At 70.3% G+C, this 25429-nt stretch carries 25 protein-coding genes; 20 read left to right on the plus strand and 5 right to left on the minus strand.

Features of this window, described 5'->3' with window-relative positions; genetic code table 11:
• The first annotated feature begins 86 nt into the window (after nt 1-86).
• The 10 genes from ACQEVI_RS17730 (at nt 87) to deoC (ending at nt 11587) form a co-directional block, all read left to right on the plus strand.
• Nucleotides 87-1316 carry an amidohydrolase gene (locus ACQEVI_RS17730; protein ID WP_432905992.1) on the plus strand — a complete coding sequence of 410 codons (1230 nt, stop codon included), beginning with the start codon at nt 87-89 and terminating at the stop codon, nt 1314-1316.
• Nucleotides 1317-1470: 154 nt separating this feature from the next.
• Nucleotides 1471-2547 (plus strand): BMP family lipoprotein, encoded by a 1077-nt coding sequence (locus tag ACQEVI_RS17735; protein ID WP_432901171.1) that lies wholly within the window; start codon nt 1471-1473, stop codon nt 2545-2547.
• A gap of 146 nt (nt 2548-2693) precedes the next feature.
• Nucleotides 2694-4217, plus strand: a complete 1524-nt coding sequence (locus tag ACQEVI_RS17740) for an ABC transporter ATP-binding protein (protein ID WP_432901172.1) — start codon at nt 2694-2696, stop codon at nt 4215-4217.
• Complete coding sequence (locus ACQEVI_RS17745) at nt 4214-5566, plus strand: ABC transporter permease (RefSeq protein WP_432901174.1); 1353 nt, start codon at nt 4214-4216, stop codon at nt 5564-5566. Before ACQEVI_RS17740 ends, ACQEVI_RS17745 begins: the two co-directional genes overlap by 4 nt.
• Nucleotides 5563-6861 carry an ABC transporter permease gene (locus ACQEVI_RS17750; RefSeq protein ID WP_432901176.1) on the plus strand — a complete coding sequence of 433 codons (1299 nt, stop codon included), beginning with the start codon at nt 5563-5565 and terminating at the stop codon, nt 6859-6861. The genes ACQEVI_RS17745 and ACQEVI_RS17750 overlap by 4 nt, the downstream gene beginning before the upstream one ends.
• Entirely contained in the window at nt 6858-7301 is a 444-nt protein-coding gene (locus ACQEVI_RS17755; protein ID WP_432901178.1) for a cytidine deaminase, read from the plus strand. The genes ACQEVI_RS17750 and ACQEVI_RS17755 overlap by 4 nt, the downstream gene beginning before the upstream one ends.
• Nucleotides 7298-8686, plus strand: coding sequence for a thymidine phosphorylase (locus ACQEVI_RS17760; protein ID WP_432901179.1), 1389 nt, complete (start codon nt 7298-7300; stop codon nt 8684-8686). Before ACQEVI_RS17755 ends, ACQEVI_RS17760 begins: the two co-directional genes overlap by 4 nt.
• A gap of 139 nt (nt 8687-8825) precedes the next feature.
• Nucleotides 8826-9677: a hypothetical protein gene (locus tag ACQEVI_RS17765; protein WP_432901181.1), complete on the plus strand. Its 852-nt coding sequence runs from the start codon at nt 8826-8828 to the stop codon at nt 9675-9677.
• Nucleotides 9678-9686: 9 nt separating this feature from the next.
• Entirely contained in the window at nt 9687-10835 is a 1149-nt protein-coding gene (locus ACQEVI_RS17770) for an adenosine deaminase (protein WP_432901183.1), read from the plus strand.
• A complete protein-coding gene (deoC, locus tag ACQEVI_RS17775) occupies nt 10832-11587 on the plus strand; it encodes a deoxyribose-phosphate aldolase (protein WP_432901184.1) in 756 nt (251 codons plus the stop codon). The genes ACQEVI_RS17770 and deoC overlap by 4 nt, the downstream gene beginning before the upstream one ends.
• 66 nt (nt 11588-11653) lie before the next feature.
• On the opposite strand, the gene ACQEVI_RS17780 is transcribed toward deoC, so the two are convergent.
• On the minus strand, nt 11654-14392 hold the full coding sequence (locus ACQEVI_RS17780; RefSeq protein WP_432901186.1) for a glycosyltransferase: 2739 nt from the start codon (nt 14390-14392) through the stop codon (nt 11654-11656).
• 82 nt (nt 14393-14474) lie between these two features.
• Between ACQEVI_RS17780 and ACQEVI_RS17785 the strand changes: the two genes are divergently transcribed.
• Nucleotides 14475-15092, plus strand: a complete 618-nt coding sequence (locus tag ACQEVI_RS17785; RefSeq protein WP_432901188.1) for a hypothetical protein — start codon at nt 14475-14477, stop codon at nt 15090-15092.
• Between the two features lie 45 nt (nt 15093-15137).
• Here ACQEVI_RS17785 and ACQEVI_RS17790 read toward each other — a convergent pair whose 3' ends face one another.
• Complete coding sequence (locus ACQEVI_RS17790; RefSeq protein ID WP_432901190.1) at nt 15138-15941, minus strand: siderophore-interacting protein; 804 nt, start codon at nt 15939-15941, stop codon at nt 15138-15140.
• 151 nt (nt 15942-16092) lie between these two features.
• Here ACQEVI_RS17790 and ACQEVI_RS17795 point away from each other — a divergent pair, with 151 nt between their 5' ends.
• The gene (locus ACQEVI_RS17795) at nt 16093-17259 is read left to right on the plus strand and encodes a nucleotide sugar dehydrogenase (RefSeq protein WP_432901192.1); all 1167 of its coding nucleotides are present in this window, start codon (nt 16093-16095) and stop codon (nt 17257-17259) included.
• Between the two features lie 3 nt (nt 17260-17262).
• Nucleotides 17263-18258, plus strand: a complete 996-nt coding sequence (gene rfbB / locus ACQEVI_RS17800) for a dTDP-glucose 4,6-dehydratase (RefSeq protein ID WP_432901193.1) — start codon at nt 17263-17265, stop codon at nt 18256-18258.
• A 28-nt stretch (nt 18259-18286) separates the two neighbouring features.
• On the opposite strand, the gene ACQEVI_RS17805 is transcribed toward rfbB, so the two are convergent.
• Both ACQEVI_RS17805 and ACQEVI_RS17810 read right to left on the minus strand, forming a co-directional pair.
• The gene (locus ACQEVI_RS17805) at nt 18287-18682 is read right to left on the minus strand and encodes a hypothetical protein (protein ID WP_432901195.1); all 396 of its coding nucleotides are present in this window, start codon (nt 18680-18682) and stop codon (nt 18287-18289) included.
• A complete protein-coding gene (locus tag ACQEVI_RS17810; RefSeq protein ID WP_432901197.1) occupies nt 18672-19463 on the minus strand; it encodes a DUF6177 family protein in 792 nt (263 codons plus the stop codon). Before ACQEVI_RS17810 ends, ACQEVI_RS17805 begins: the two co-directional genes overlap by 11 nt.
• Here ACQEVI_RS17810 and ACQEVI_RS17815 point away from each other — a divergent pair.
• The 6 genes from ACQEVI_RS17815 to ACQEVI_RS17840 all read left to right on the plus strand — a co-directional run bounded on the left by ACQEVI_RS17815 (nt 19447) and on the right by ACQEVI_RS17840 (nt 23765).
• The gene (locus ACQEVI_RS17815) at nt 19447-20514 is read left to right on the plus strand and encodes a hypothetical protein (protein WP_432901199.1); all 1068 of its coding nucleotides are present in this window, start codon (nt 19447-19449) and stop codon (nt 20512-20514) included. The two genes, ACQEVI_RS17810 and ACQEVI_RS17815, sit on opposite strands and share 17 nt — an antisense overlap.
• Nucleotides 20499-21092, plus strand: a complete 594-nt coding sequence (locus ACQEVI_RS17820; protein ID WP_432901201.1) for a hypothetical protein — start codon at nt 20499-20501, stop codon at nt 21090-21092. Before ACQEVI_RS17815 ends, ACQEVI_RS17820 begins: the two co-directional genes overlap by 16 nt.
• A gap of 82 nt (nt 21093-21174) precedes the next feature.
• A complete protein-coding gene (locus ACQEVI_RS17825) occupies nt 21175-22107 on the plus strand; it encodes a hypothetical protein (RefSeq protein ID WP_432901203.1) in 933 nt (310 codons plus the stop codon).
• A 114-nt stretch (nt 22108-22221) separates the two neighbouring features.
• On the plus strand, nt 22222-22836 hold the full coding sequence (locus ACQEVI_RS17830) for a hypothetical protein (RefSeq protein ID WP_432901205.1): 615 nt from the start codon (nt 22222-22224) through the stop codon (nt 22834-22836).
• Between the two features lie 137 nt (nt 22837-22973).
• Entirely contained in the window at nt 22974-23261 is a 288-nt protein-coding gene (locus ACQEVI_RS17835; RefSeq protein ID WP_432901207.1) for a hypothetical protein, read from the plus strand.
• A gap of 69 nt (nt 23262-23330) precedes the next feature.
• The gene (locus ACQEVI_RS17840; RefSeq protein WP_432901208.1) at nt 23331-23765 is read left to right on the plus strand and encodes a hypothetical protein; all 435 of its coding nucleotides are present in this window, start codon (nt 23331-23333) and stop codon (nt 23763-23765) included.
• Between the two features lie 25 nt (nt 23766-23790).
• Here the strand turns inward: ACQEVI_RS17840 and ACQEVI_RS17845 are convergent, their stop codons facing one another.
• Nucleotides 23791-24405 carry a dTDP-4-dehydrorhamnose 3,5-epimerase family protein gene (locus ACQEVI_RS17845; RefSeq protein WP_432901210.1) on the minus strand — a complete coding sequence of 205 codons (615 nt, stop codon included), beginning with the start codon at nt 24403-24405 and terminating at the stop codon, nt 23791-23793.
• Between the two features lie 54 nt (nt 24406-24459).
• Here ACQEVI_RS17845 and rfbD point away from each other — a divergent pair, with 54 nt between their 5' ends.
• The gene (rfbD, locus tag ACQEVI_RS17850; protein WP_432901212.1) at nt 24460-25326 is read left to right on the plus strand and encodes a dTDP-4-dehydrorhamnose reductase; all 867 of its coding nucleotides are present in this window, start codon (nt 24460-24462) and stop codon (nt 25324-25326) included.
• Nucleotides 25327-25429: the final 103 nt, after the last annotated feature.

Below are 25429 nucleotides of genomic sequence, written 5' to 3' on the forward strand. Positions count from 1 at the left end.
GGGCGGACAGCGCTACCGTGGGTCAGGTGAACCCGACCCAGCCCGTCACTCTCGCCGACTTCGATCAGATCGTTTCGGGCGATCAGATGCCGGTGGGAGACGTGCCCGGAGGTAACGCGACGGACGTCGTCGCGGCGCTGGCTGCCCGCGTGGGCGAGCTCGCCGACGGGCTGGACGCGGAGCTGATCGCGTTCCGCCGCGACGTCCACGCGCACCCGGAGCTCTCGCGCAAGGAGACGCGCACCACCCAGGTCGTCGCCGAGCGCCTGCGGGCGGCCGGCCTGGAGCCGCGCCTGCTGCCGATCGGCTCCGGCCTGGTCTGCGACATCGGCCCGGACCGCGGGCCCGGCGGCGAGGGCCGGGTCGGCCTGCGCGCCGACCTCGACGCGCTCCCGCTGCAGGAGACCAGCGGCGTGGAGTTCGCCTCGACCGAGCCGGGTGTCGCGCACGCGTGCGGGCACGACGTGCACACCACCGTCGTGCTCGGCGCGGGCCTCGTGCTCGCCCGGCTGGCGGAGGAGGGGCGCCTGCGCCGCGGCGTCCGGCTCTTCTTCCAGCCCGCCGAGGAGGTCTTCCCCGGCGGCGCCGAGGACATCATCAACAAGACCTCCGAGCTCGACGGTGTGGACCGGATGGCGGCGCTGCACTGCGACCCCAAGTTCGACGTCGGGCACGTGGGCACCCGGATCGGCCCGATCACCTCGGCCAGCGACTCCGTGATGGTGACCATCTCGTCACCCGGCGGCCACACCTCTCGTCCGCACCTCACGGGCGACGTCGTGTTCGCGCTGGGTCAGGTCATCACCCAGACCCCCGGCGTGCTCGGCCGCCGGCTCGACCCGCGCTCCGGCGTCAACCTGACGTGGGGCGCCGTGCAGGCGGGCTCGACGCCCAACGCGATCCCGTCCACCGGCATCGTCAAGGGCACGCTGCGCTGCCTCGACGTGCGCGCCTGGGAGAAGGCGGGCGAGCTGGTGCGCGAGGCCGTGGAGCAGATCGTGGCTCCGTACCAGGTCAGCGTCTCGGTGACCGTGACGCACGGCGTGCCGCCGGTCGAGAACCAGACCGAGGCGACGGGCGACCTCGAGAACGCTGTCCGTGAGGCCGTCGGCCCGGGCGCGGTGCAGCTGACCGAGCAGTCGATGGGCGGCGAGGACTTCGCCTGGTTCCTCCGCAAGGTGCCGGGCACCATGGCCCGCCTCGGCGTGCGGACCCCCGGCGGACGCACCTACGACCTGCACCAGGGCGACCTCGTGGTGGACGAGCGAGCGATCGGCGTCGGCGTGCGGGCCCTTGCCCAGTTTGCGGCGAGCTGACCGCTGGATGTTCCTGTCGATGACGCTTCGGTAACGACTTACTCCGGTTACCGTCTCGAAACGCGAAATGCGGGATGCGCTGGCTACCCTCGGTGCGGTATAGGGCCCCAGACCTGTTTGGATCAGGCCCGTCTGGACCATCGAAGGAGCACCAGTGAAGAAGGCTGTTCGGCTTACGGCCCTTGCGGGAGCAGCGGCGCTTGCGCTCTCGGCGTGCGGCGCCGCCCCTGAGGAGACCACCGGTGGCGAGGCCACCAGCGACTTCAAGCCCTGCATCGTCTCGGACGAGGGTGGCTTCGACGACAAGAGCTTCAACCAGCTCGGCTTCGAGGGCGCCACGGCCGCGGCCGACGAGCTCGGCACCACGCTGGTCGACGTGCAGTCGACGTCGTCGTCCGAGTACGAGGGCAACGTCCAGACGCTGGTGTCCGAGGGCTGCAACGCGATCGTCACGGTGGGATTCAACCTCTCCGCGACCACCATCGCGTCGGCGGCGGAGAACCCCGACATCGACTACATCATCATCGACGACGCGGCCGACGGCGACTTCGACGGCAAGACCGACTCGGAGAACATCAAGCCGCTGCTGTACAACACGGCGGAGGGCGCGTTCCTCGCCGGTTATCTCGCCGCCGGCTACTCGGAGGCCGGCAAGGTCGGCACGTTCGGTGGCATGGACTTCCCGACCGTGACGATCTTCATGGACGGGTTCAAGCAGGGCGTCGACTACTACAACGAGACCAAGGACGCCGACGTCGAGGTGGTGGGCTGGGACGGCAAGAAGGGCTCGTTCACCGGCGGCTTCGCGGCTGACCCGGCGGCCAAGCAGACCGCCCAGAACATCCTGGACCAGGGCGTCGACGTGATCCTGCCCGTCGGTGGCCCGATCTACCAGTCGGCGATCGACGCCATCGCGGACTCGGGCGAGGACGTCGCCCTGATCGGCGTGGACGCCGACTTCTACGAGTCGGACCCGACCACGCAGGACATCGTGCTCACCTCCATCCTGAAGGGGATGGACGTCTCGACCGAGGAGGCTGTCCTGGCTTCGGGTAACGACGAGTTCGACCCGACGCCGTACGTCGGCACCCTCGAGAACGGCGGCGTGGACCTCGCGCCGCTGCACAACTTCGAGGACAAGGTGGACCCGGCCCTCTGGGAAGAGGTGCAGACTCTCAAGGAGTCCATCATCGCGGGCGACGTCGAGGTGAAGTCGTACCTCGCTGAGTGATGGCCTGTGCCGGCTGATCGGTAGCCGTTTCGGTAGTTTTCAGAGACGTGACGCAAGATGGTCCCGGGGGGCACGGTTCGCGCCGTGCGCCCCGGGACCTGTTATGAGCCCTAATACGTGCGGGCCCCCTTTCCGGAAGGACATCCATGCGGCTCGAGCTGCGCGGCATCACCAAGCGCTTCGGCGCGCTCGTCGCGAACGACGCCATCGACCTGGTGGTCCAGCCAGGCGAGATCCACTCGCTCCTGGGCGAGAACGGGGCGGGCAAGTCCACCCTGATGAACGTGCTCTATGGCCTGTACGAGGCGGACGAGGGCGAGATCCTGCTGGACGACGTCGTCCAGCGCTTCTCCGGCCCCGGCGACGCGATGGGCGCGGGCATCGGCATGGTGCACCAGCACTTCATGCTGGTCCCGGTCTTCACCGTCGCCGAGAACGTCATGCTCGGCCACGAGCAGACCCGCGGCGGCGGGCGCCTCGACCTGGAGGCGGCCCGCGCGCAGGTCAAGGAGATCTCCGCCCGGTTCGGCTTCGACGTGGATCCCGACGCGCTGGTCGAGGACCTCCCCGTGGGCGTCCAGCAGCGCGTCGAGATCATCAAGGCGCTCTCCAGGAACGCCGACGTGCTGGTCTTCGACGAGCCGACGGCGGTGCTCACGCCGCAGGAGACCGACGAGCTGATGGCGATCATGCGCCAGCTGCGCGACGAGGGTTCCGCGATCGTGTTCATCACGCACAAGCTGCGCGAGGTGCGCGCCGTCGCGGACCGCATCACCGTGATCCGCCACGGCAAGGTGGTGGGCGAGGCCAGCCCGACGGCGTCGGACGGCGAGCTCGCCTCCCTGATGGTGGGCCGCTCCGTGGAGCTCACGGTGCAGAAGGAGGCGCCCACCCTGCACGACAACGGGCTGAAGGTCACCGACCTGGTGGTCACCAGCGAGGCGGGCACCGTCGTGGTCGACAACGTCAGCTTCGAGGTGCGCGGCGGCGAGGTGCTCGCCATCGCGGGCGTGCAGGGCAACGGGCAGACCGAGCTCACCGAGGCCCTGCTGGGGCTGGAGGACGACGTGTCGGGGAGCATCACGCTCGACGGCAAGGAGCTCGTGGGCCGGTCCGTGCGCCACATCCTGGACGCCGGCGTGGGCTTCGTCCCGGAGGACCGCACGCACGACGGCTTGATCGGCGAGTTCACCATTGCCGAGAACCTCATGCTCGACCGCTCCGACGGCCGGCCGTTCGTCAAGGGCGGCGCGCTCCAGCTCGGGTTCCGCGACAAGTTCGCGGAGGAGAAGGTCGCCGAGTTCGACGTCCGCACGCAGGGCATCACCACGCCCGTGGGGCGCTTGTCCGGCGGTAACCAGCAGAAGGTGGTGCTCGCGCGCGAGCTGTCGCGCGACCTGCGCCTGTTCGTCGCGGCGCAACCGACACGTGGTGTGGACGTGGGCTCCATCGAGTTCATCCACAAGCGGATCATCGCCACGCGCGACTCCGGCGTGCCGGTGGTGGTGGTCTCCACCGAGCTCGACGAGGCACTGGCCCTGGCCGACCGCATCATGGTCATGTACCGCGGCACGGTGGTCGGCGTAGTACCCGCGGACACCCCGCGTGACGTGCTGGGCCTGATGATGGCGGGGATCTCCCCGGAGGACGCGAAGGGAGAGGTCGCGTGAACGCGCCCGAAACGAGCTCGGGGCCGAACCCCGAGCAGGAGCCCGGCCTGGACCCCGGCACGGCCGAGGAGCTGGAGCAGGAACGAGCACGCGAGGCCGGACCGGCCGTCGACGGCGCCGTCGACGACACGGAGAGTCGCCTGGCCAAGGCGCTGCAGCAGACGATGAGCAGCTCCTGGACCGTGTCCGCGGGCGCCGTGCTGCTCGCGATCGTCGCCGGCTCGATCATGATCGCCTTCACCAACGAGGGCGTGAAGGAGGCCTCGACGTACTTCTTCGCCAGGCCGGGCGACACCCTCGTCGCGCTCGGACAGGCGATCGGCGGCGCGTACTCGGCGCTGTTCCGCGGCTCGGTGGTCAACCTGCAGGCGCCGGACTTCGCCACCGCGATCCGGCCCCTCACGGAGACGCTCAGCTACGCGACCCCGCTCATCGCGGCGGGCCTCGGCGTGGCGCTCGCGTTCCGCGCCGGGCTGTTCAACATCGGTGGCCAGGGGCAGATGCTCGTCGCTGCGGCGGCGGCCGGCTGGGTCGGCTTCGGCATCAGCGGCGTGCCGTTCCCGCTGCACCTGCTCATGGCGCTCGTGGCCGGTATCGCGGCGGGTGCGCTCTGGGCCGGGCTGGCGGGTCTGCTCAAGGCACGCACCGGAGCCCACGAGGTGATCGTCACGATCATGCTCAACTACGTGGCGTTCTACCTGATCTCGTACTTCCTTGCGACACCTGGCCTGTTGCAGGCGCCCGGTTCGTCCAACCCGAAGACGCCGCCGACGCCGGAGTCGGCGCAGCTGCCCCGGCTGCTCGGTGACCAGTTCAACCTGACCTGGGGCTTCGTCCTCGCCCTGCTCGCGGTGGTCGGTGTGTGGTGGCTGCTGAACCGGTCGTCGACCGGGTTCGTGTTCCGCGCGGTGGGGGAGAACCCGCGCGCCGCGCGCGTGGCCGGCATCGACACCGGCCGGGCCACCGTGAGCTCGATGCTCGTGGCCGGCGGGCTCGTCGGCCTGGCCGGCGCCTCGCAGGTGCTGGGTGGCGTCACCACCGGCTTCGGCTCGGACATCGACGCGGGCATCGGGTTCGACGCGATCACCGTCGCCCTGCTTGGCGGGTCCAACCCGTGGGGCGTGCTCGCGGCGGGCATCCTGTTCGGCGCGTTCAAGGCGGGCGGCACCACCATGCAGGCCGCCGAGGGCGTCCCGAGCGACATCGTCCTCGTGGTGCAGTCCCTCATCGTGCTGTTCATCGCGGCGCCGCCGCTGGTCAGGGCGATCTTCCGGCTGCCGGACCCGAATCGGCGTCGGGCAGCGAAGAAGACGAAGGCGACCCGGAACCGGAAGGAGGCGGCAGCGTGAGTGCCGACCACAAGACCACCCAGCTGGACGCGCCCCTCTCGGAGACGACGCGCACCGTGACCGTCGTGTCATGGAAGACGGCGGGCGTGCTGCTGGCCGTGACCGTGCTGTACGCGCTGCTGCTCCTGGCCGTACCGCACTCCGGTGACACGCGGTTCCTGCTCTCGCAGCGCAGCGACTTCTTCCAGATCCCGGTGATCGTGGTGCCCGCGGTGGCCTTCGCGTGGGTGTGCGGGGTGATCCTGCTCGCGGCGACCGCCGCCTCCGCCGTGCTCACCGCGCGCGGGACCAGGACGCCGCTCTGGGTAGTGGTCATCTTCGCCCTGGCCGGGCTGACAGGCTTCCTGGCCTGGGCCGGTGCGGGCAGCCCCCGTGACCTGTCGATCGTCGGCCTGCTCGGCGGTGCCGTGCTGTGGTCGGTCCCGTTCGTGTACGGCGCGATGGGCGGCGTGATCGGCGAGCGTGCGGGCGTGGTCAACATCGCCATCGAGGCGCAGCTGCTCGGCGCGGCGTTCACCGCGGCGGTCGTCTCCTCGATCACCGGAAGTGCCGTGGCCGGCCTGGTCGCGGCGGTGGCCGCGGGCGCCCTCGTGGCGCTGGTCCTCGGCCTGTTCGCGATCACGTACCACGTGAACCAGGTGATCGTCGGTGTGGTGCTGAACGTCCTGGTCGTCGGGCTGACGAGCTTCCTGTACTCGCAGGTGCTCGTGCCCAGCGCCGAGAGCCTGAACTCGACCACGCGGTTCACGTCGATCCCGATCCCGATCCTCTCGGACATCCCGGTGCTCGGTCCGGTGCTGTTCAAGCAGCCGCTGCTGATCTACCTGATGTTCCTCGCCGTGCCCGCCGTCTGGTACGCGCTGAACCGCACCCGCTGGGGTCTGCGGCTGCGCGCCGTGGGCGAGCACCCGAAGGCCGCCGACACGGTGGGCATCAACGTGGTGCGCACCCGGTACAACGCGGTGCTCGTCGCGGGTGCCGTGGCGGGCCTGGGCGGCGCGTTCTACACGACGGTACAGCTCAGCCAGTTCGGCGAGAACATGACCGGGGGCGCCGGCTACATCGCGCTGGCCGCCGTCATCTTCGGCAAGTGGGACCCCGTGCGTGCCGCGTTCGCGGGCCTGCTGTTCGGCTTCGCGTCGAACCTGCAGAACGTGCTGTCCGTGGTGGGCTCGCCCGTGCCCAGCCAGTTCATGCTCATGATCCCGTACGTGGTCACGCTGCTCGCCGTCGCGGGCCTGGTGGGACGGTCCCGTCCTCCGGCCGCGTCGGGCGAGCCGTACGTCAAGGGATGAGAGAGGTGGACGTGAGCTCTGTGGATCCGGCAGGTGCGGTGGACTGGGACGGCCTGCGGGCCGCCGCCCGGGGCGCGGTGGACAAGGCGTACGCGCCGTACTCGGGCTTCCCGGTCGGCGCGGCGGCCTTCGCCGACGACGGCCGCCTGCTCGTCGGCGCCAACGTCGAGAACGCCGCGTACGGCGTGACGCTCTGCGCCGAGTGTTCGCTGGTCAGCGCCCTGGTGATGTCGGGAGGCGGCCGGTTCGCCGCGTTCACGTGCGTGAACGCGCTCGGCGAGACGATCATGCCGTGCGGCCGGTGCCGGCAGATCCTCTGGGAGCACGGCGGGCCGGAGCTGCTCGTCGACACCCCGCAGGGCATCGTGCCGATGACCGAAGTACTGCCCCAGGCCTTCGGGCCGGGCGACCTGGACCATGTGCGAGAGGCAAGCCGATGACCGAGCAGTTCGACGCAGTCGACATCATCCGGACGAAGCGCGACAACGCCGAGCCCCTCACCGACCAGCAGATCGACTGGCTCCTCGACGCCTACACCCGCGGTGTGGTGGCCGACGAGCAGATGTCCGCCATGACCATGGCGATCCTGCTGAACGGCATGTCCCGCGCGGAGATCTCCCGGTGGACCCAGGCGATGATCGCGTCCGGCGAGCGTATGTCGTTCGCCGACCTCTCGCGGCCGACGGCGGACAAGCACTCCACCGGCGGCGTGGGCGACAAGATCACGCTGCCGCTGGCGCCGCTGGTGGCGACGTTCGACGTGGCGGTACCGCAGCTCTCCGGCCGCGGGCTGGGCCACACGGGCGGCACGCTCGACAAGCTGGAGTCCATCCCCGGCTGGCGCGCGTCCCTGTCCAACGACGAGATGATGGCGCAGCTGGAGTCCGTCGGCGCCGTCATCTGCGCCGCCGGGGCCGGCCTCGCACCCGCCGACCGCAAGCTCTACGCGCTGCGCGACGTCACCGGCACGGTCGAGGCGATCCCGCTCATCGCGAGCTCGATCATGTCCAAGAAGATCGCCGAGGGCACCGGGGCCCTGGTGCTCGACGTGAAGGTCGGCTCCGGCGCGTTCATGAAGACCCTGGAGAGCGCGCGCGAGCTCGCCCGCACCATGGTCGACCTCGGGACCGACGCCGGCGTGCGCACCGTGGCCCTGGTCACCGACATGTCGGTACCGCTGGGTCGGACGGCGGGCAACGCCCTGGAGGTTCGCGAGTCCCTGGAGGTCCTCGCGGGCGGCGGACCGTCCGACGTCGTCGACCTGACCGTCGCCCTCGCCGTCGAGATGCTCGCCGCGGCCGACCGCCCCGCCTCGGAGGCGGACGTGCGCGAGGCCCTGGCCGACGGCCGGGCCATGGACAAGTGGCGCGCGATGATCGCGGCGCAGGGCGGCGACGTCGACGCTCCGCTGCCGGTCGCCAAGGAGTCGGAGACCGTGGTGGCCCCCGAGTCGGGCGTGCTGGCCTCGCTCGACGCGTACGCCGTCGGGGTGGCCGTGCACCGGCTGGGCGCGGGTCGGGTGCGCAAGGAGGACGCCGTCCAGGCTGCCGCCGGCATCGAGATCCACGTGAAACCGGGGGAGACCGTGGCCGCCGGTCAGCCGCTGTTCACCCTGCACACCGACACCCCCGAGCGGTTCGCCCGGGCGCGCGAGGCGCTCCAGGGCGGCTGGACGGTGGAGCCGGAGAGTGCGGGCGCCGGCGGGCTCGGCGGCGCACTGGCCGGCGCGGCGAGCGCGCTGTCGATGGTGGACGTGGGTGCCGGGGCACTGGTCGGTGCCATGCTGGCATCTGACGAGTCGGTGATCCTGGACCGGATCGTCTGACCTGGCAGGCCCGTTCTGCGGGCTGACCTGCGCTTCTGGGGTGCGCCGGATCGCCGACGCACCCCAGCGTGGCGAACCGGCGAGTCGCTCCGGCCCCGCTTAGCCTGGGGACGTGCCGTCGACATTGCACCTTTCGTCCATGCTCGGTGCTGTGCGTGCCTTCGCGGGGCCGGTGCCGGCCCCGCCGCCGCCGGGCCGCTTCGCCCGTCCTGTCATACCCGACGACGTCGAACAGCGACTCGAGTCGGTGACGTCCCGCGCGCGGCGTTCCGTCCTGGACCCGCTGGCGCGGGAGCGTGGCACCGGGACGGTCGGCTTTCCACGGCGGCTGAACCTGCCGTCGCTCGACGGGACCACCGCCGCGGCCGTACAGGTCGACGAGCGCACGTGCGGGTCGGCGGTGCTGGCGATGCTCGGGCTGGCAGGCGACCCGCGGGCAGCCCTACGGCTCGCGAGCGGCGATCCGGCCGAGCGGTTCGTGCGGCTGCAGCACGCCGTCCAGGCCGCGACCAACCGGCGTGGGCTCGTCGTCGCGGGCTGGCCGCGCACGTACGGCACGCCGCCGTGGGGTGCCGCGCGGTTCGCCACCTACGGTGAGGTCCGCTACACGCACCGGGTGGCCGGGTCGCGGGCCCTGCTGGAGGCCGCCGTGGCGAGCGCGCGTGCGGGCGTCCCGGTGCCGCTGTACACGGGCGGCGACGTCACGGGTGGCTGGGACTCCGCGGTCCCGCGCCACGTGGTGCTGCTCACGCTCGCCGACGGCGAGGGCGCGGACGGCAGCGCGGTCCTGTACGAGCCGTCGGGCGCCGGGCTGCACACGGTCCCCGTCGCCGCGCTGCTCGACCCGCCCCCGGCGCCGTCGGGCAGGGCGGACGTCTCGCAGTCGACCGGCGACCGTACGGCCGCACGCGTACGCAAGGCGCTGACCGCGGCGCTCGGGGGCTGGCCGCACGTCGCCTGGGTGCTGCTGCCCGAGCGCGCCGGACGGTAGGTTGTCAGCATGACCACGCAAGACCTCGGGGCGCGCCCCGGTGAGGCGCTGCTACGCGCCCTGCCCAAGGTTGTCCTGCACGACCACCTCGACGGTGGGCTGCGACCGCAGACCGTCCTCGAGCTGGCCGACGCCGCAGGGCACACCCTGCCCGCGGCCGACGCCGAGTCCCTCGGCGACTGGTTCCGCGAAGCCGCCGACTCCGGTTCGCTCGTGCGGTACCTGGAGACCTTCGAGCACACCATCGCCGTCATGCAGACGGCCGACAACCTGGCGCGCGTCGCCCGCGAGGCGGTGCTCGACCTCGCCGCGGACGGCGTCGTGTACGCGGAGCAGCGCTGGGCGCCGGAGCAGCACCTGGCCGGCGGCCTGTCGCTCGCGGAGACCGTCGAGGCCGTGCAGTCCGGGATCGACGACGGCATCGCCCTGGCGGCCGCGGACGGGCACATCATCCGGGTGGGACAGCTGGTCACGGCCATGCGGCACCTCGACCGCTGGCAGGAGATCGCGGAGCTCGCCGTCGCCTACCGGGACCACGGCGTGGCCGGGTTCGACATCGCGGGGCCCGAGGCGGGGTTCCCGCCGTCGCGCCACCTCGGCATCTGGCGCTACCTCGCGGAGCACGACGTGCCCGTGACCATCCATGCGGGCGAGGCCGACGGCCTCGACTCCATCGGGCAGGCGGTGCACCTCGGGCACGCCGACCGGCTGGGCCACGGAGCCCGGATCATCGAGGACATCGCCTTCGTACCCGGAGACCCCGCCGAGAGCGACCTCACGGGTGACGGGCACGGGGGAGCGGCCGACCTCGGCCGCCTCGCGCACTGGGTGCGCGACCACCAGATCCCGCTCGAGCTGTGCCCGGTCTCGAACCTGCAGACCGGTGCCGCCGAGTCCATCGCGAAGCATCCGATCACCCGGCTCAAGGAGCTGGACTTCGCCGTGACGCTCAACACGGACAACCGCCTGATGTCTCGTACGTCGATGACGCACGAGATGAAGCTGCTCGTCGACGAGGCGGGCTGGACGCTCGACGACCTCGTCGACGTGACGGTCACCGCCGCCTGGGGTGCGTTCATGCACCACGACGAGCGGCGTGACCTCGTGGAGCAGGTAATCCTGCCCGGAATCCAGAAAGTTGAAGGTGCACTCGTATGACCGCTCAGCCCGAAGCGCCCCGGACCCCGGCCGTGCCGCACGACAGGGCGGCGCTCGCCGCGTACGTCGACCACACGCTGCTCAAGCCGGAGGCCACTGCGGGTGACATCGCCACGCTCGTCGAGGAGGGCGCCGCGCTGGGTGTGTTCTCGGTGTGCGTGTCCCCGTCGTTCGTGTCCCTCGCGGTAGAGGTGGCCGCCGGACGGCTCGCCGTCGCGACGGTGTGCGGGTTCCCGTCGGGCAAGCACATGAGCGACGTGAAGGCCTTCGAGGCCGCTCGTGCCGTGTCCGACGAGGCTGACGAGATCGACATGGTGATCGACGTCGGCATCGCGCGGGCCGGCCGGTTCGACGCCGTGGAGGCCGACATCGCTGCCGTGCGCGCCGCGGTCCCGCACGACCGCATCCTCAAGGTGATCATCGAGTCGGCGGCACTGACCGACGAGCAGATCGTGGGCGCGTGCAGGGCGGCGCAGGCCGCCGGCGCGGACTTCGTCAAGACGTCGACGGGCTTCCACCCCGCCGGCGGTGCCTCGGTGCACGCGGTGTCCCTCATGGCCCGGACCGTCGGCGCGGTGGGTGGCGGCCGGCTCGGGGTCAAGGCCTCGGGCGGGATCCGGGACCTCGATGCGGCGCTCTCGATGATCGAGGCGGGCGCGACCCGGCTCGGCCTGTCGGGCACGGCGTCGGTCCTGTCCGGCTTCGACAAGGACGCAGGAACTACCCCCACCCCGTCCACCGACACCTACTGATCGTTGAGTGCTGGATATTCGCCCCTCCGGGCCCCGGAAAAGGGCGAATATCCAGCACTCAACGGGTTAGCGGCGGGTGGCGAGCCAGGCTTCCGTGGCCGTCCAGTGCTCCTTGAGAAGCACGTACTGGGTGTCGTGCCACGGCTTCACCGGCCCCGCCCAGTGGATCAGCGCGGGTTCGGCGACCACCTCCTGCGTCGGCCACGCGTTCCAGCGCGCGTCCAGCTGCCGGTAGCGCGAGCCCGCATAGGCGTTGAGCACGTCCTGGTCGTTCAGCCCGTACCGCTCGGCGTACGGCACGAACTCGTGCGTGAACCGGTCGGCGCGCATGACCGTCAGGTCGAGCAGCAGGATGCCCGCGTTGAACCCGCGGTAGCCGTACCGGTGCCGCTGGGTCATGGCGCGTACGAGGTCACGTGCGGCGACCGGGTCGTGCCCGAGCAGCCTGGTGGACCGGATGACGTTCCCGATGCCGTGCCGGTAGTTGTACGAGATCGACGGGCGGGCCGCCAGGGGTGCCCCGCCGAGGTCGGCGTCGTACAGCTCGGCCAGGTCGACCACGGACAGCGCGTCCAGGTCGTGGTAGATCACGCGGTCCAGGTGCGGCAGCAGCTCGGGCAGCAGCAGCCGGTCCATCGTGGCGACCGTGATGTGCTTGAGCATGCCGAGCACCGCGCCGTAGTCGATGCCGTCGCACGCGTACCACTCGAACGTGACCTCGGGGAAGAGACCCGCGAGCCGGTCGTGGTCCGCCGGCGTGTGGTCACGCGTGAGCGCGACAACCCGCACCGGCCGGTCGGTGTGCCGCACCACCCCGGCGACCACCACCTCCATCTGCGAACGCAGGTTCCCGTCCAGGGCCACCGCGACGGCGAGAGTCCCCGCTTCGCCGGACGCCGGGAGCCTGCGCGGTCGGGCGGCCTCCACGACGACGCGCGTGGCACGAACACCAGCGACCACGTCGTCCACCGAGCAGCTGCCGGACGGCGCGGGCACCGGCGCCTCGTGCACCGCCAGCGCCCGCTCGACCTCGTCCGCGACGGACGCGCGCCACGTGGCGTAGACCTCGTCGCGGGAGGCCCCGGCGAGGATCTTGGCCATCGCCGGCGCGACGACGCCCCGGATCCGTTCCTGCATGGCACGCCGCCCGCCCTCGTCGGCGTCGAGCAGGCCGGCGAACCGGATGTCCGCGTCGTTCCGGGGCCGGAAGTCGACGTCGGCCCCGATGGCCCACGACGGCAGGAAGGCGTGCAGGCGCGAGGTGACGACCCGGGAGAACCGGCTCCGGTACGCGTCGAGCAGCTCGACGGCGGTGTGCAGGTTCTGGGCGAAGTCCTGTCGGCGCACCGAGGGATGCAGGTGGGTGACCAGCTCGCTCCCGGCGTCGTGCTCCGGGACCGGGGTGTCCACGTACACCGCGGGAGCCCCGGCGGGCGCGCGCGTGAAGTCCGCGGGGAAGACCGTGTCGATGGTCGTCGTGAGGCAGCCGCTGAAGAATGCCGGGACACCCGCGTTGAGCAGCAGGTGCACGGTGGTCCAGTCACGGCAGCCGATGGGCCCGTGGGCCTTGAGGTAGTCGACGGCGGTGGGCGTCAGGATGGCGTGCTTGTTGACGTGGAACGAGACGAACAGCGGCTGGAGGTTCTCGTGGAACGGGAAGTCGAAGCGCAGGTCGAACTGGCTGTGCATGTACCAGCCGAACGCGAGCATCCACGTGTTCTCGGGGACGGCGTCCAGGTGGGACATGTCGCGCTGCACGAGCGTCAGCTGCACGTCGGCACCCGGTCCGGCCACGCCTTGATCGGGGCGTACCCGGTCGGCGAGGAACCGCACGGGCTCCGCGACGGCGTCGTCGCCGTGCAGGCGCAGGCCCTCGTGCCGTAGCAGGTGGCCAAGGCTCGCGATGGTCTGCACGGTGTCGCCGATGTTGCTGGACGAGACGTTCTCGTCGGGCGCCTTGTAGTCGATGACGGCGAACGAGACATGGCCGGTCGGTACTCGTGCGGGCTTGGCGGGCCGGAGCGCCTTGTCGACCCAGGGGGCCAGGTAGTCGATCGACGCGCCGACCTGCTCGGTGCGGTCGGTGCCGAGCCGGGCGGCCTCGAGCACCTCGGCCGACGCCTCGGGCTCGTCCCCGATGAACAGGAGCTTCGCCATCTCGAGCAGCACTGCCGCGTCGGTCACGAACCCGTGGCGCACCCAGGTGGCCGCTGTCCGGGCGGCGTCGGGGTTCGCCATGGCGATGCCCGCCCGGAGGTACTCCGCGGGGGCGAGACGCGCGGCGTCGTCGGACCCGAGCTGGCGCAGCAGGTCCCAGGCGAGCTCACGCAGGCCCACGCGCTGCGCGATGAGCGCGGCGCCGGCGACACCGGCGCGGCGTGTCTCCGGGTGCGCCGTCAACGAGTGGCACAGCGACCGCCACTGGGCGGTGTCCAGGCTGCGGGTGCCACGGATGGAGGTGGTGACCGCCTCGTCGATGGGGAGGCCACGCCGGAGGGCCGCGGTGAGCACCGCGTCGCCGGAGAGCGGCTCCGGCCGTTCCTGGAAGGGGCGGTCCGCGGCGCGGTCCGGGGCGGACCACACCTCTCGCGGCTGATGGTTCGCTTCCTTGGCGGACGCCCAGGTCTCCTGGTCGGGCGCCGGCAGCGGTCGGGCCTCCGGTACCGGGCCAGGCCGGTCCGGATGCGGGTTGTGGAGGGGATCCGCGGCGGCGGTGAGGAGCGCCTCGGCGATCATCTCGTCAGCGGTCTGGACCGGGTGCGCAGTCTCACCGGACGCGGCGAGACGGCGGCTTGCAGGGGACATGAGGCTCCTCGTGGGGTAGGCGGTGGCCAGAGCGTAGTGCCACTGGGTTACGCCCCGGCGACGTCTGGGTAGGCTCCCGGACATGTCTGCGCAACAACCTGCTGACCAGGGCTTTCTGCCGTCGGTGCCGACCGAGCCGGGGACCCGGGTCCGGGTGCGCTATCGCAAGTGGGACGAGACGCCGCACTGGGTCTTCGAGGGGCGGTACCTGGGCTCGGACGAGCACGGCCGGTGGGTCGGCTTCCCGGCCGGGACGCGGTTCGCGCGGCCGGGCGCGCGGTACCGGTCGTCGGGTCCAGGCGTCGGGTTCTTCGGGGACGTCGGCTGGACCCCGGCCTTCCACCGCGGCCATCCGAACGGCATGCGGGTCTACAGCGACCTCAGCACGGTGCCGCAATGGCGGCGGTTGCCGGCCGGCCTCCTCACGGCCCGCGGCCGCGCGCGCTTCGAGGTGTCGGCCGTCGACCTGGACCTCGACGTCATCGCCTTCGAGTCCGGCACGGACGAACCGCGGGGCCAGTACTTCATCGACGACGAGGACGAGTTCGCGGAGCACGCCGTCAGGTACGGCTACCCGTCCTCGGTGGTGGGCCAGGTCCGCGCGGACGCCGACGCGCTGCTCACCGCGGTCCGCGCGGGAGACCCGCCCTACGACGGGGCGACGGAGAAGCGCTGGTTCGCGGTGCTCGACGCCCTGTGACCGGATGCGGGGCCTCGCGTCCGCTCACAGGGCCCGTGGCGCACCTCAGTTCGCGCTGAGCACCAGGTCGTCCTGCTCCACGGCCGCCCGCCACTCGGCCTTCTCGGCACGCCAGTGCTCGTCGTCACGGCCCCGCCGCCAGTAGCCCGACGCCGACAGCAGCTCGCGCGGGACGCCCAGCGTCGCGCGCGCCCAGCGGCGCAGGTCGCGCACGCACCCCGCCTCGCCGTGGAGGAACGTGTGGGGCACACCGTCGGGCAGCTCGGCGGCCTGCACGACGTCGGCGACGCTCGCCCCCGTGGACCGGTGCACCCACGTGAGGTGCAGGTCCCCGGCACTCGTGATCGCCTGCTCCTCGGACGCGTCGGAGACCTCGACGAAGACGTGGGCCACGGCGCCGTCGGGCAGGGCCTCGCACGCGGCCGCGATGGCCGGCAGGGCTGACTCGTCCCCGACCATGAGGTGCCACGGGGCGTCGGGGGAGGGCGCGTAGTCGCCGCCCGGCCCCACGAACGAGACCTCCTCGCCGGGCTGGACGCGCTGTGCCCAGGGGCCGCCGTAGCCCACGTCGCCGTGGGTCACGATGTCGATGTCCCAGCTGGACTCGGCGACGTTGCGGATCGTGTAGGTACGCAGCACCGGACGGCCCTCGGGTTCGGGGGCCTCGGCCATGACGAGCTTGATGTAGCGGTCGGTCTGCGACGTCGGGTCGACGGCGGCGAGCGCCTCGCCGCCGATCGTCACCCGGATCATGTGCGGCGTCAGGTGCCGGACCGCAGTCACGGTCGCCGTGGTGCGAGCTGCCTTGCGGGGCTTGCCTGTCGGTGCGTTCGTGGTCTGCGTAGTCATTGTGAGGTAAGCCTAACCTCCGCGCTCGGTGAGCGCCGGTGTGGCGTGCGTCACGGATGAAAGGCCCCGGTCATCACAGGGCTGCTGGGACGGCCGGGGGCCGCGATCTAGCATTGGTGCGTCATCGACCTTTCCTGTCAGGAGTTCAGTCGTGAAGATCGCTGTTGTCGGCACCGGTTATGTCGGCCTGTCCAACTCGGTGCTGCTCGCCCAGAACCACGAGGTCTGGGCCCTGGACGTCGACCCGGTCAAGGTGGCACAGGTCAACGACCGGATCTCGCCGATCGCCGACGCCGAGCTCGAGGAATACCTGCGGGACAAGCCCCTGAACCTGACCGCGACCCTCGACAAGGACCGGGCCTACGCCGGTGCGCGGGTCGTGGTGATCGCGACCCCGACGAACTACGACGAGGTCACGAACTTCTTCGACACCTCCTCGGTCGAGTCCGTGATCACCCAGGTCCTGCAGACCACCCCCGACGCGACGATCGTGGTCAAGTCCACGATCCCCGTCGGATTCACCGAACGCCTCCGCACAGAACACCCCGGCGCGGGCATCGTGTTCTCCCCCGAGTTCCTGCGCGAGGGCCGCGCCCTGTACGACAACCTGCACCCCTCCCGCATCGTGGTCGGCGACCGCGGCCCACGCGGCAAGCAGTTCGCCGACCTGCTCCTGGAAGGCGCGCTCACCAAAGACGTCCCCATCCTGCTGACCGACCCCACCGAGGCCGAGGCGATCAAGCTGTTCGCCAACACCTACCTCGCCCTGCGGGTCGCGTACTTCAACGAGCTGGACACCTACGCCGCGACCCACGGCCTGGACACCGCACAGATCATCGAGGGCGTCGGCCTGGACCCCCGCATCGGATCGCACTACAACAACCCGTCCTTCGGCTACGGCGGCTACTGCCTGCCCAAGGACACCAAACAGCTCCTCGCGAACTACGCCGACGTCCCCCAGAACCTGATCAACGCCGTCGTGGACGCCAACACCACCCGCAAGGACTTCGTCGCCGCGGACATCCTGCGCCGCGAACCCAAGACCGTCGGTGTCTACCGCCTGGTGATGAAGTCCGGATCGGACAACTTCCGCGCCTCCAGCATCCAGGGCATCATGAAGCGCATCAAGGCCAAGGGCATCGAGGTCATCGTCTACGAACCCAGCCTCCAGGACGAGGAGTTCTACAGCTCCGAGGTCGTCCGCGACCTCGACACCTTCAAGTCCCGCGCCGACGTCATCATCGCCAACCGCCGCACCGAAGCCCTCGACGACGTCGCCGACAAGGTCTACACCCGCGACATCTACGGACGGGACTGAGTCGTGAAGGTACTCGTCACCGGCGGCGCCGGCTTCATCGGCGCCAACTTCGTCCACCAGACGGTGCGGGAACGTCCGGAGGCGCGGGTCACCGTGCTCGACGCCCTGACCTACGCGGGCGACCGGTCGTCGCTCGACGGCGTCGCCGGCCGGATCGAGCTGGTCGAGGGCTCGATCACCGACGCGCCGCTCGTCGACCGGCTCGTGGGGGAGTCGGACCTGGTCGTGCACTTCGCGGCGGAGTCGCACAACGACAACTCGCTGGACGACCCCTCGCCGTTCGTGCAGACCAACCTCGTGGGCACGTTCACGCTGCTGGAGGCCGTGCGCAAGCATGCGGTGCGGTTCCACCACATCTCTACCGACGAGGTGTACGGGGACCTGCCGCTGGACACCCCCGACCGGTTCACGCCGGAGACGCCCTACAACCCCTCGTCGCCGTACTCGGCGACCAAGGCGGGGTCCGACCTGCTGGTCCGGGCGTGGGTGCGGTCCTTCGGGGTGCAGGCCACGATCTCGAACTGCTCCAACAACTACGGCCCGTACCAGCACATCGAGAAGTTCATCCCGCGTCAGGCCACCAACCTGATCGACGGCGTGCGCCCCCGGCTGTACGGGGCGGGCCTGAACGTGCGCGACTGGATCCACGTCGAGGACCACAACTCGGCCGTGTGGACCATCATCGAGAAGGGCCAGGTCGGCGAGACGTACCTGATCGGGGCGGACGGCGAGACCAGCAATCTCGACGTCGTGCGCACGCTGCTGGAGATCTTCGGGCGGGACGCCGACGACTTCGACCACGTGACCGACCGGCCGGGGCACGACCTGCGGTACGCGATCGACGCCTCGCGTCTGCGGACCGAGCTGGGCTGGAGCCCGCGCTATACGGACTTCCGGGAAGGGCTGGCGGCAACGGTGGACTGGTACCGCGAGCACGAGACCTGGTGGCGCCCGGCAAAGGCCGCGACGGAGGCGAAGTACGCGTCGACCGGTCAGTAGCCGGGTACGGCAGTCCGTGGTGGCCGGCTCATCGGCCGTCCTGGACCACGCACGTGCCGCCGACCACCTCGGCCACGGCCCGGCAGATCTGCGCGCCGGTCTCGCCGTGCTCGTCCCACGGCGCCAGCGCCGTGATCCATACGGGCTGGGCCGTCGCAGGGTCGGCGGCGGCCTGGCGGGTGGCCTCCCGGACCGCCGGGGAGACGTCGGCGCCGGGCAGGATCCGGTCGATCTCGTCCGGGGCGCGCAGGTTCATGGGTTGCTCGAGCGTGAGAACGACGTCCTTGTCGTCGCGCAGGAACTGGATCGACGCGCCCGGGTTCAGTCGCCGCATTCCGAGCTCGGGGTCGACGCCGAACGCCGACTCGACCAGCTCGCGGTCGGTGACAGGGCGCGGAGCGAGGATCGTGATCTCACGGGGCAAGGTGGCCTCCGGCCTGTGGCGTGGATGCGGATGTCCGGTCATCCTCACTGGTCAGCGCTTCCCGGACCCGACCGGGGCCGATCCACTGGATGACCTCCGTGAGCCGGGTCCAGCCTGCGCGCTCGCCCGTGTCGAGCGGCAGCAGGACACCGGGTAGCCGACGCCGGCCGACCTGCGTCGCGCCGAACTGTTGTGCGGCGGCGTCCAGATCGAGGCCCAGCGAGCGGACGCCGGGTGCCCCGACGAGCATCGTCAGCGGCACGGCCGGTGCCTCCACGATCGGCGGCACGTTGAGGTCGGCTCTGCCGACGCGGGTCAGCGCGAGCCCGAACAGCGCCATGACCTTCTGGGCCACCAGGGTGAACGCCGCTGGAATGCCGTCGAGGACGGAGCGTGCGGCGTCGGACCCGGGGTCGCCGGCCTCGAGTGTGAGCTGGGTGGTCTCCTCCAGGCCGTCCGCGGTACGGCGCACGGTGATGGTCCCGACGGCGCGTGGGGCCACGACGACGAGGTGGGTGTCGTCCGGTGCCCGCCCGCGGGCGTAGCGGGTCAGCTCGGCGCGGTCCCACGGTGCGAGGGCCGGCTCCGCGGTGCCCCAGGACGACGGCCCGGACCCGGTCAGCGCGTCGAGCAGCAGCTCTGCAGGCAGGCCGAGAACAGTGGTGCGGCGGGCGTTGTGGCGGACGGCTATCGAGATGATGACCTGCTGGGTCGACGGCGCGTCCACCAGGCGACGGACGTCGTCGACCGCCCAGGTCGGCAGGGTGTCGTCGTCGGGCACCTGGCGCAGAAAGATCGGCGAACGCATCCCCGACCCGGACGACTATCCCACCCTGCCAGGAAGCAGTCAGGTCCCCGACACCGCCATGGGTGTTGGCGTGTTCGAGCAGCTTCCAGGGCGGTTTACGCGGCAGCTCACCGAGGTGCTGGCAGGTCAGGATCCGCCCCTGACGCGTAGCGCCTTCACCGAGATGGTGAACAAGGACCTGATCGATCTGGACCGGGGTGAGTTGGAGACGCTTCTGAAGGTGCGGGACGAGTTGGCCCCGGTCACGCCGGACACGGTGCTGCAGAAGATCATCAACCCGGACGTCGCGGTGCGGGTCTTCGACGACCTGGCTGAAACCACCGACCTCTCCGATCCCGGACATGCCGCCAAGCTCCGGGCGCTGCGCGAGGAGAACCTCGACCTGCTCCGCGGCACAAAGCTCGGCAAGGAGATCGATCCGAGTACCGTCAGGGGGTTCGTAGCGCGCGCGGTGGACACGTTCGAGATGACGACCAAGGACGTCTACAACTACCTCGGCTTGGGCTATCAGGGCACACCGTTCGATCCCGACGGTGGCACCATGTTCGCGATGGAATTCAAAGCCGGGAACATGGCTCCCGACAGTGAGGCGCTGCACGCGCCCGCCGGTCCGGCTGGGATCACTCAGTCGGACTACATCGCTCGGAGCATGCTGAACCATTACGACGACCTGCAGGCGCTCAAGGGAGACCGGGTGGCCTGGGAAGCCGAGTTGAAGAAGCTTGTGCGTGCGGACCTTACGGACCAGGTTGCTGATCCGAGAACGCTCGACCGGATGGTCAACGCGGTCAGCAACGCGGCACCGCCGAGCACCGAAAATCCGTACCACGGTACGGGGTATGCGGGTCATGGAGGTATGGGGTTCACGGGCTACGGAGACAATTTTCTGCCCGAACTCCAATTGTTCAAACAACCTAGCCTACCTATAGGCACGGAGCTTTGGAAGATCACACCTGACGGGACCCGACAGGTCGTAGCCAGTTTGGTCCGAATCGACAACGAAATGAAATGGGTTCTGTTGTGATACGAGCAGGGGCATATGCCGTCGTTGGTGACGGGACCTATATTGTCGGAGTCGACGAGACGTCTATCGCGTTCGGGCCGAGAGTCGATGGTGAGCCGCCGACCGCCTGGATCTATATGCGTGAAGAAGGTATTACCGGTTCGCAACTTCCGCGGTCCGGCGATGCCATATCACGCCTGTTTGTGGTGTTGACCTGGGCGAGCTTGGACGGCGTTGATGTCAAGGTTCGCAACCTGAGCGTAAGCAAGGAAACGGCAAGGGTGGAGGCGTATTGGCCTCAGGGCGCGCCCGAGGGATCGCATCCCTTGCATCCGAATCTGGTGATCGTCGGCGACCGTGGCAAAGGGTACGACTGCACAGGCGAGGTAGCGGTGGATCGGCTCACGGATGTGTGGGAGTGGGCAGAGATCGACGGGCCGGTCGAGTCTACGGTCCGCCCGGAGACGACGCCATGGATGGGTGAGGTCTACGACGGTGAGCCCTGGCGGCGTCCGAAGCTGCCCCGCGAGAAGTTGATGTGGCGTTCCGAGGCGAAGTGGGGCCCCTGGGGACGGATAGAGACCGATCCACTCGCGTGAGTCGCCGCCGTCGGCCCGCACATGGGCGGGCGAACTTAACTATCTGGACCACGACCCGCGTCGGCGGGAGATCGGAGCATCGGTGACCGGCACCATCATGCAGAAGGCTGTCACCCCGCAGCAGGCGCGCGCCTACCTGACGGACGGGTTCGACAGGGTGGGCGGCTACGTGCTGCGCGCGGCCGACGCCGTCGAGGCGGGCACGCCGGCTGACCTGTACCAGGCGCATGGGCTCGGGTTCCCGGGCACGCCGCACTCGCCCGACCAGCCGGTGCACACGCTGTGGTTCGAGGCGACGCCCCAGCTGCGTGTGGAGAACGCCGTCGGCGGCAACGACAAGCAGGGGGCGGAACGCACGGGTGGGCCGTTCGTCGAGCATCCGCCGTTCATCGGCACCGGTTTCGCACCGTGGCCGGGACACGTGGTGCCGGTGTACTGGTTGCGCCATTCGCGCATCCCCGCCGGCGCTGAGCTGCATCGTCACGATCCGGACGGCAGCCGGACGCACGTCGCGACGTATGTCGATGTGGCGACCGGTTGGCAGGCCGCGCCCGGACTCGAGCCGTTGAACGTGCCGCAGGTGCCGCCGAAGCCGTCGCCCCTGGTCGGGCTGACCGCCATGTTCCACGGCAAGGCCTATGCGGCCGATGTGCTGCTGGACGGCCAGGTCGCTCTGTGCGTGGGCGAACCTGCCGACGGGTTCGAGGTCACGGCTCTGGGACGCTATCGCCGGGTCGTTCAGATGGCCGACCTGGACGAGCTGTTCGAGATGGTGGTGCGAGGAACCGTGCAGGGCTTGCCGGTGCGTGCGGTCGACGTCGTCCCGACGAAGCAGGGGCGGGGGCTGTGGGTTTCGTACACGGGTCACGTCGCACTTCTTGCCGAAGGGCTCGGCCTGACCAAGATCGACGCGGGGCTCTACGAGGCGGCCGTCGCGCCGGATGCGTTGGCTGATCAGGAGACCCTCCAGGAAACCCCCGCTTCGTGGGCCCACGCGGTTCGTAGTGGTCGGTGACGCCGGAGCCGTGGACGAGTTGCTGACATTCGTCGAGGTCACGGGCGCGTACCGGTAGGGTCTCGGCGCGCGGTCGATTGATCGAAGCAGGGTGTGCTGGAGGGGGATCCGTACATGCTCCGCAGGAGTGTCGCTCGGGCGACCGTGGGTGTCTTGGTTGCTGCGGTGGTCGGGATCGGGGTGGCCGGCTGCAGCGGCGAGGACGTGGCGTCGTTGGCGACGTCGTCTCCTAGCGCGTCGGTGTCCTCATCCCCGTCGCCATCGATGGTGTCGCCCGAGGACAAGGCCATCAAGAAGGCCGAAGCGGCCGTGCGTGACTACTACCGCGTCGTCGACGCCGCTCTCAGCGACCCGAAGAACTTCAACCCCGAGGATCTCAAAGAGGTCGCGATCATGTCAGGCCTCTACGACGTCCAGAACGCCCGCAACTCTTATCTCGTCGAGGGTCGACACGATACTGGCGAGACATCTGTTGAAGTCGTCGAGGTGCGCAAGCTAGACCTGACCCACAAGCCCAAGGCAAAGCCGCAACCCGTTGTACCTACCGTCCAGCTGATGGTCTGTCTGGACTCCACCGACGTCGACACCGTCGACAAGAATGGTAAGTCGCTCTCGTCACCTGACCGGCAGTTCAGGAACCTCGTCCGCGTGGGTCTCCGGAACGATGCCTACCCCGAGGGACCCTGGCGCGTCTCGTACTACGAGTTCCAGGGCGGTGAGCCGTGCTGAGGCGTGTACTGCTCGTACTGTGCCTCCTGCTGCCGACTCCACTTCTTGCCGCACAGGCATCCGCAGACCCACCCAGTGGCGGCGTCCTGTGCCCGAACGGGGAAGAGCCGAATCCCCGGACTGGTAGCTGTGACATCGTGGTTGACCCGGGTGGCGGCTCCGACGAAGGCGCCGTCGGTGGCGGCGACCAGAGTGGTGGTGCCAGCAGCGGTACGGACGTGGGCGAGGGTTCCAGCGACCTGCCGAGGTGCGTCGTCGGTGATTTCCGTGGTTACTACGCCGGTCTCGCGGACCCGCAGCCCGAGCTCGATAACCCGGTCTGGGACGGACACGACCCGGACGACGGGGCCATCTACGTCTGCGCCGATGGGAGGCTGATCCGTCCGGGCTTTGGCACCGGGGCACCGGACAGCAGGCTGTACTGAGCCGCAGATCCGCCGGACGCCCCTGCTCCGCCGGACCCGGCTGTGCTGGCGGAGCAGGCGGTCTCGCGGATGAGCTTGTCCGCGATCGAGATCGGGATCGTGCCCGAGAACGAGCCTGGTCGTGTCGGGCTGGTCGGGATGCCGGTGTGGCTCTGGGTCGAGGACCCGGGGGAGTCGACGACCGGCCCGATCACCCGGTCGGCGAGCGCGGGTGGGTACACGATGACGGCGACGGCACGCCTGGACCGGATCGTGTGGGACATGGGCGACGGCACCACGGTGACGTGCGTCAGTCCGGGGACCCCGTACGAGGACCGGTTCGGCGTGGCTGATTCTCCGGACTGCGGTCACCGGTACCAGAAGCAGGGCGACCCGTACACCGTCACAGCAACATCGTTCTGGACGGTGCAGTGGGAGGGCGTCGGGCAGACGGGTACGATCCCGCTGGACTTCACCCGGTCGACCCAGATTGTCGTAGGCGAGGCGCAGGTCATCACCCAGTAGTGCCCGAGTACGTTGCGCCGTCGGCTCAGGCCAGGGTGGCCACGTAGTCCCGAACAGCGTCCAGCGTCGGGAGCAGGCCCTCTTCCGTCGCCTCCGCGAGCGTTGGCGCCGCCTCGTCCTTTTCGGAGAGCTGCGGGGTGATCGGGGTTCCGTCTCGGGCCGTCGTCGGCCACTGGATGTTCAGGTCCTGGTCCAGGGGGTGGATGCCGTGCTCGCGGCCCGGCGCGTAGCCGGTCGAGCACAGGTAGACAACCGTGGAGCCGTCCTCCAGGGACATGAACGCGTGGCCCAGGCCCTCCGACAGGTAGACGGCGCGGCGGTCGACGTCGTCCAGCAGGACCGCGTCCCAGGTGCCGAAGGTGGGGGAGCCGACGCGGATGTCCACCACGACGTCGAGCACCGCGCCCTTTGCGCACATGACGTACTTGGCCTGGCTGGGCGGCACGTCGGCGAAATGGATCCCGCGGAGGACCCCGGCGGCCGACACGGACGTGTTGACCTGCTGCAGGTCGAACGAGTGCCCGACGGCGTCGGCGAACGGGCCCGCCTTGAACGCTTCGAGGAAGACGCCACGTGGATCGCCGAACTGCTTGGGGGTGATCTCGAACGCGCCCGGCACGGTCAGCTCGCGGTACTTCATGGGGCTCCTCGGGGGGTCGGCAGAGGCCCGGCGGACCCTGGTTAGGATCCTAGGGTGACCAGCGGACACAGCACGACGCAGCGGTGGGTGGTCTTCGGGGCGGCAGGCATGCTCGGCCAGGACATGGTGGCGATCGCGGAGGCGGTGGGGCACCACGTGACGGGGCTACGGCGGTCCGACCTGGACGTCACCGACGCCGCGATGGCGCGGGCCGCGGTCGAGGGCTACGACGTAGTCGTCAACTGCGCCGCCTGGACGGCCGTGGACGACGCCGAGACGCACGAGGCGCAGGCCTTCGCAATCAACGGGACGGGCGCCGCCAACCTCGCCCGGGCCGCTGCGGCGGCCGGCGCTCGCCTGGTCCACGTGTCGACGGACTACGTGTTCGACGGCGACGGGACCGAGCCCTACCTGGAGGCCGCGCCCGTGTCACCGCGCTCCGCGTACGGACGTACCAAGGCCGCCGGTGAGTGGGCGGTCCGCGCGGAGTCGGCCGACGCCTTGGTGGTCCGGACCGCCTGGCTGTACGGGGCCGGCGGACGCTGCTTCCCGAAGACCATCGCGCGTGCCGCCGGCGAGCGAGACCGGCTCAGCGTCGTGGACGACCAGACGGGGCAGCCCACGTGGACCGCCGACCTCGCGGACCTGATCGTGCGGCTGGTGGCCGCCCGGGTCCCGGGCGGGATCTACCACGGCACGTCGTCGGGGCAGGTGACCTGGTGCGGCTTCGCGCGCCAGGTGGTGGCGGCGTCCGGGCACCCCACCCCCGTCGACGCCACGACGAGTGCCGCTTACCAGCTGCCCGCGCCGCGGCCCGCGTACTCGGTGCTCGGCCACGACCAGCTCCACGAGGTCGGCGTCGAACCGATCGGCGACTGGGCCGAACGCTGGAACGCGGCTGCGCCCACGGTTCTGGCCTGACCTTCTCCTCGGTTACGCACTCAGCAGCCAACCACTAAGTACAGGCTGATAATGTCCGCTCTCTGCTAAAATAACCTCAAGTGTCCGCTAGACGGAGCGAGGT

The organism is Promicromonospora sp. CA-289599, assembly GCF_050936155.1.
Taxonomy (GTDB): Bacteria; Actinomycetota; Actinomycetes; order Actinomycetales; family Cellulomonadaceae; genus Promicromonospora.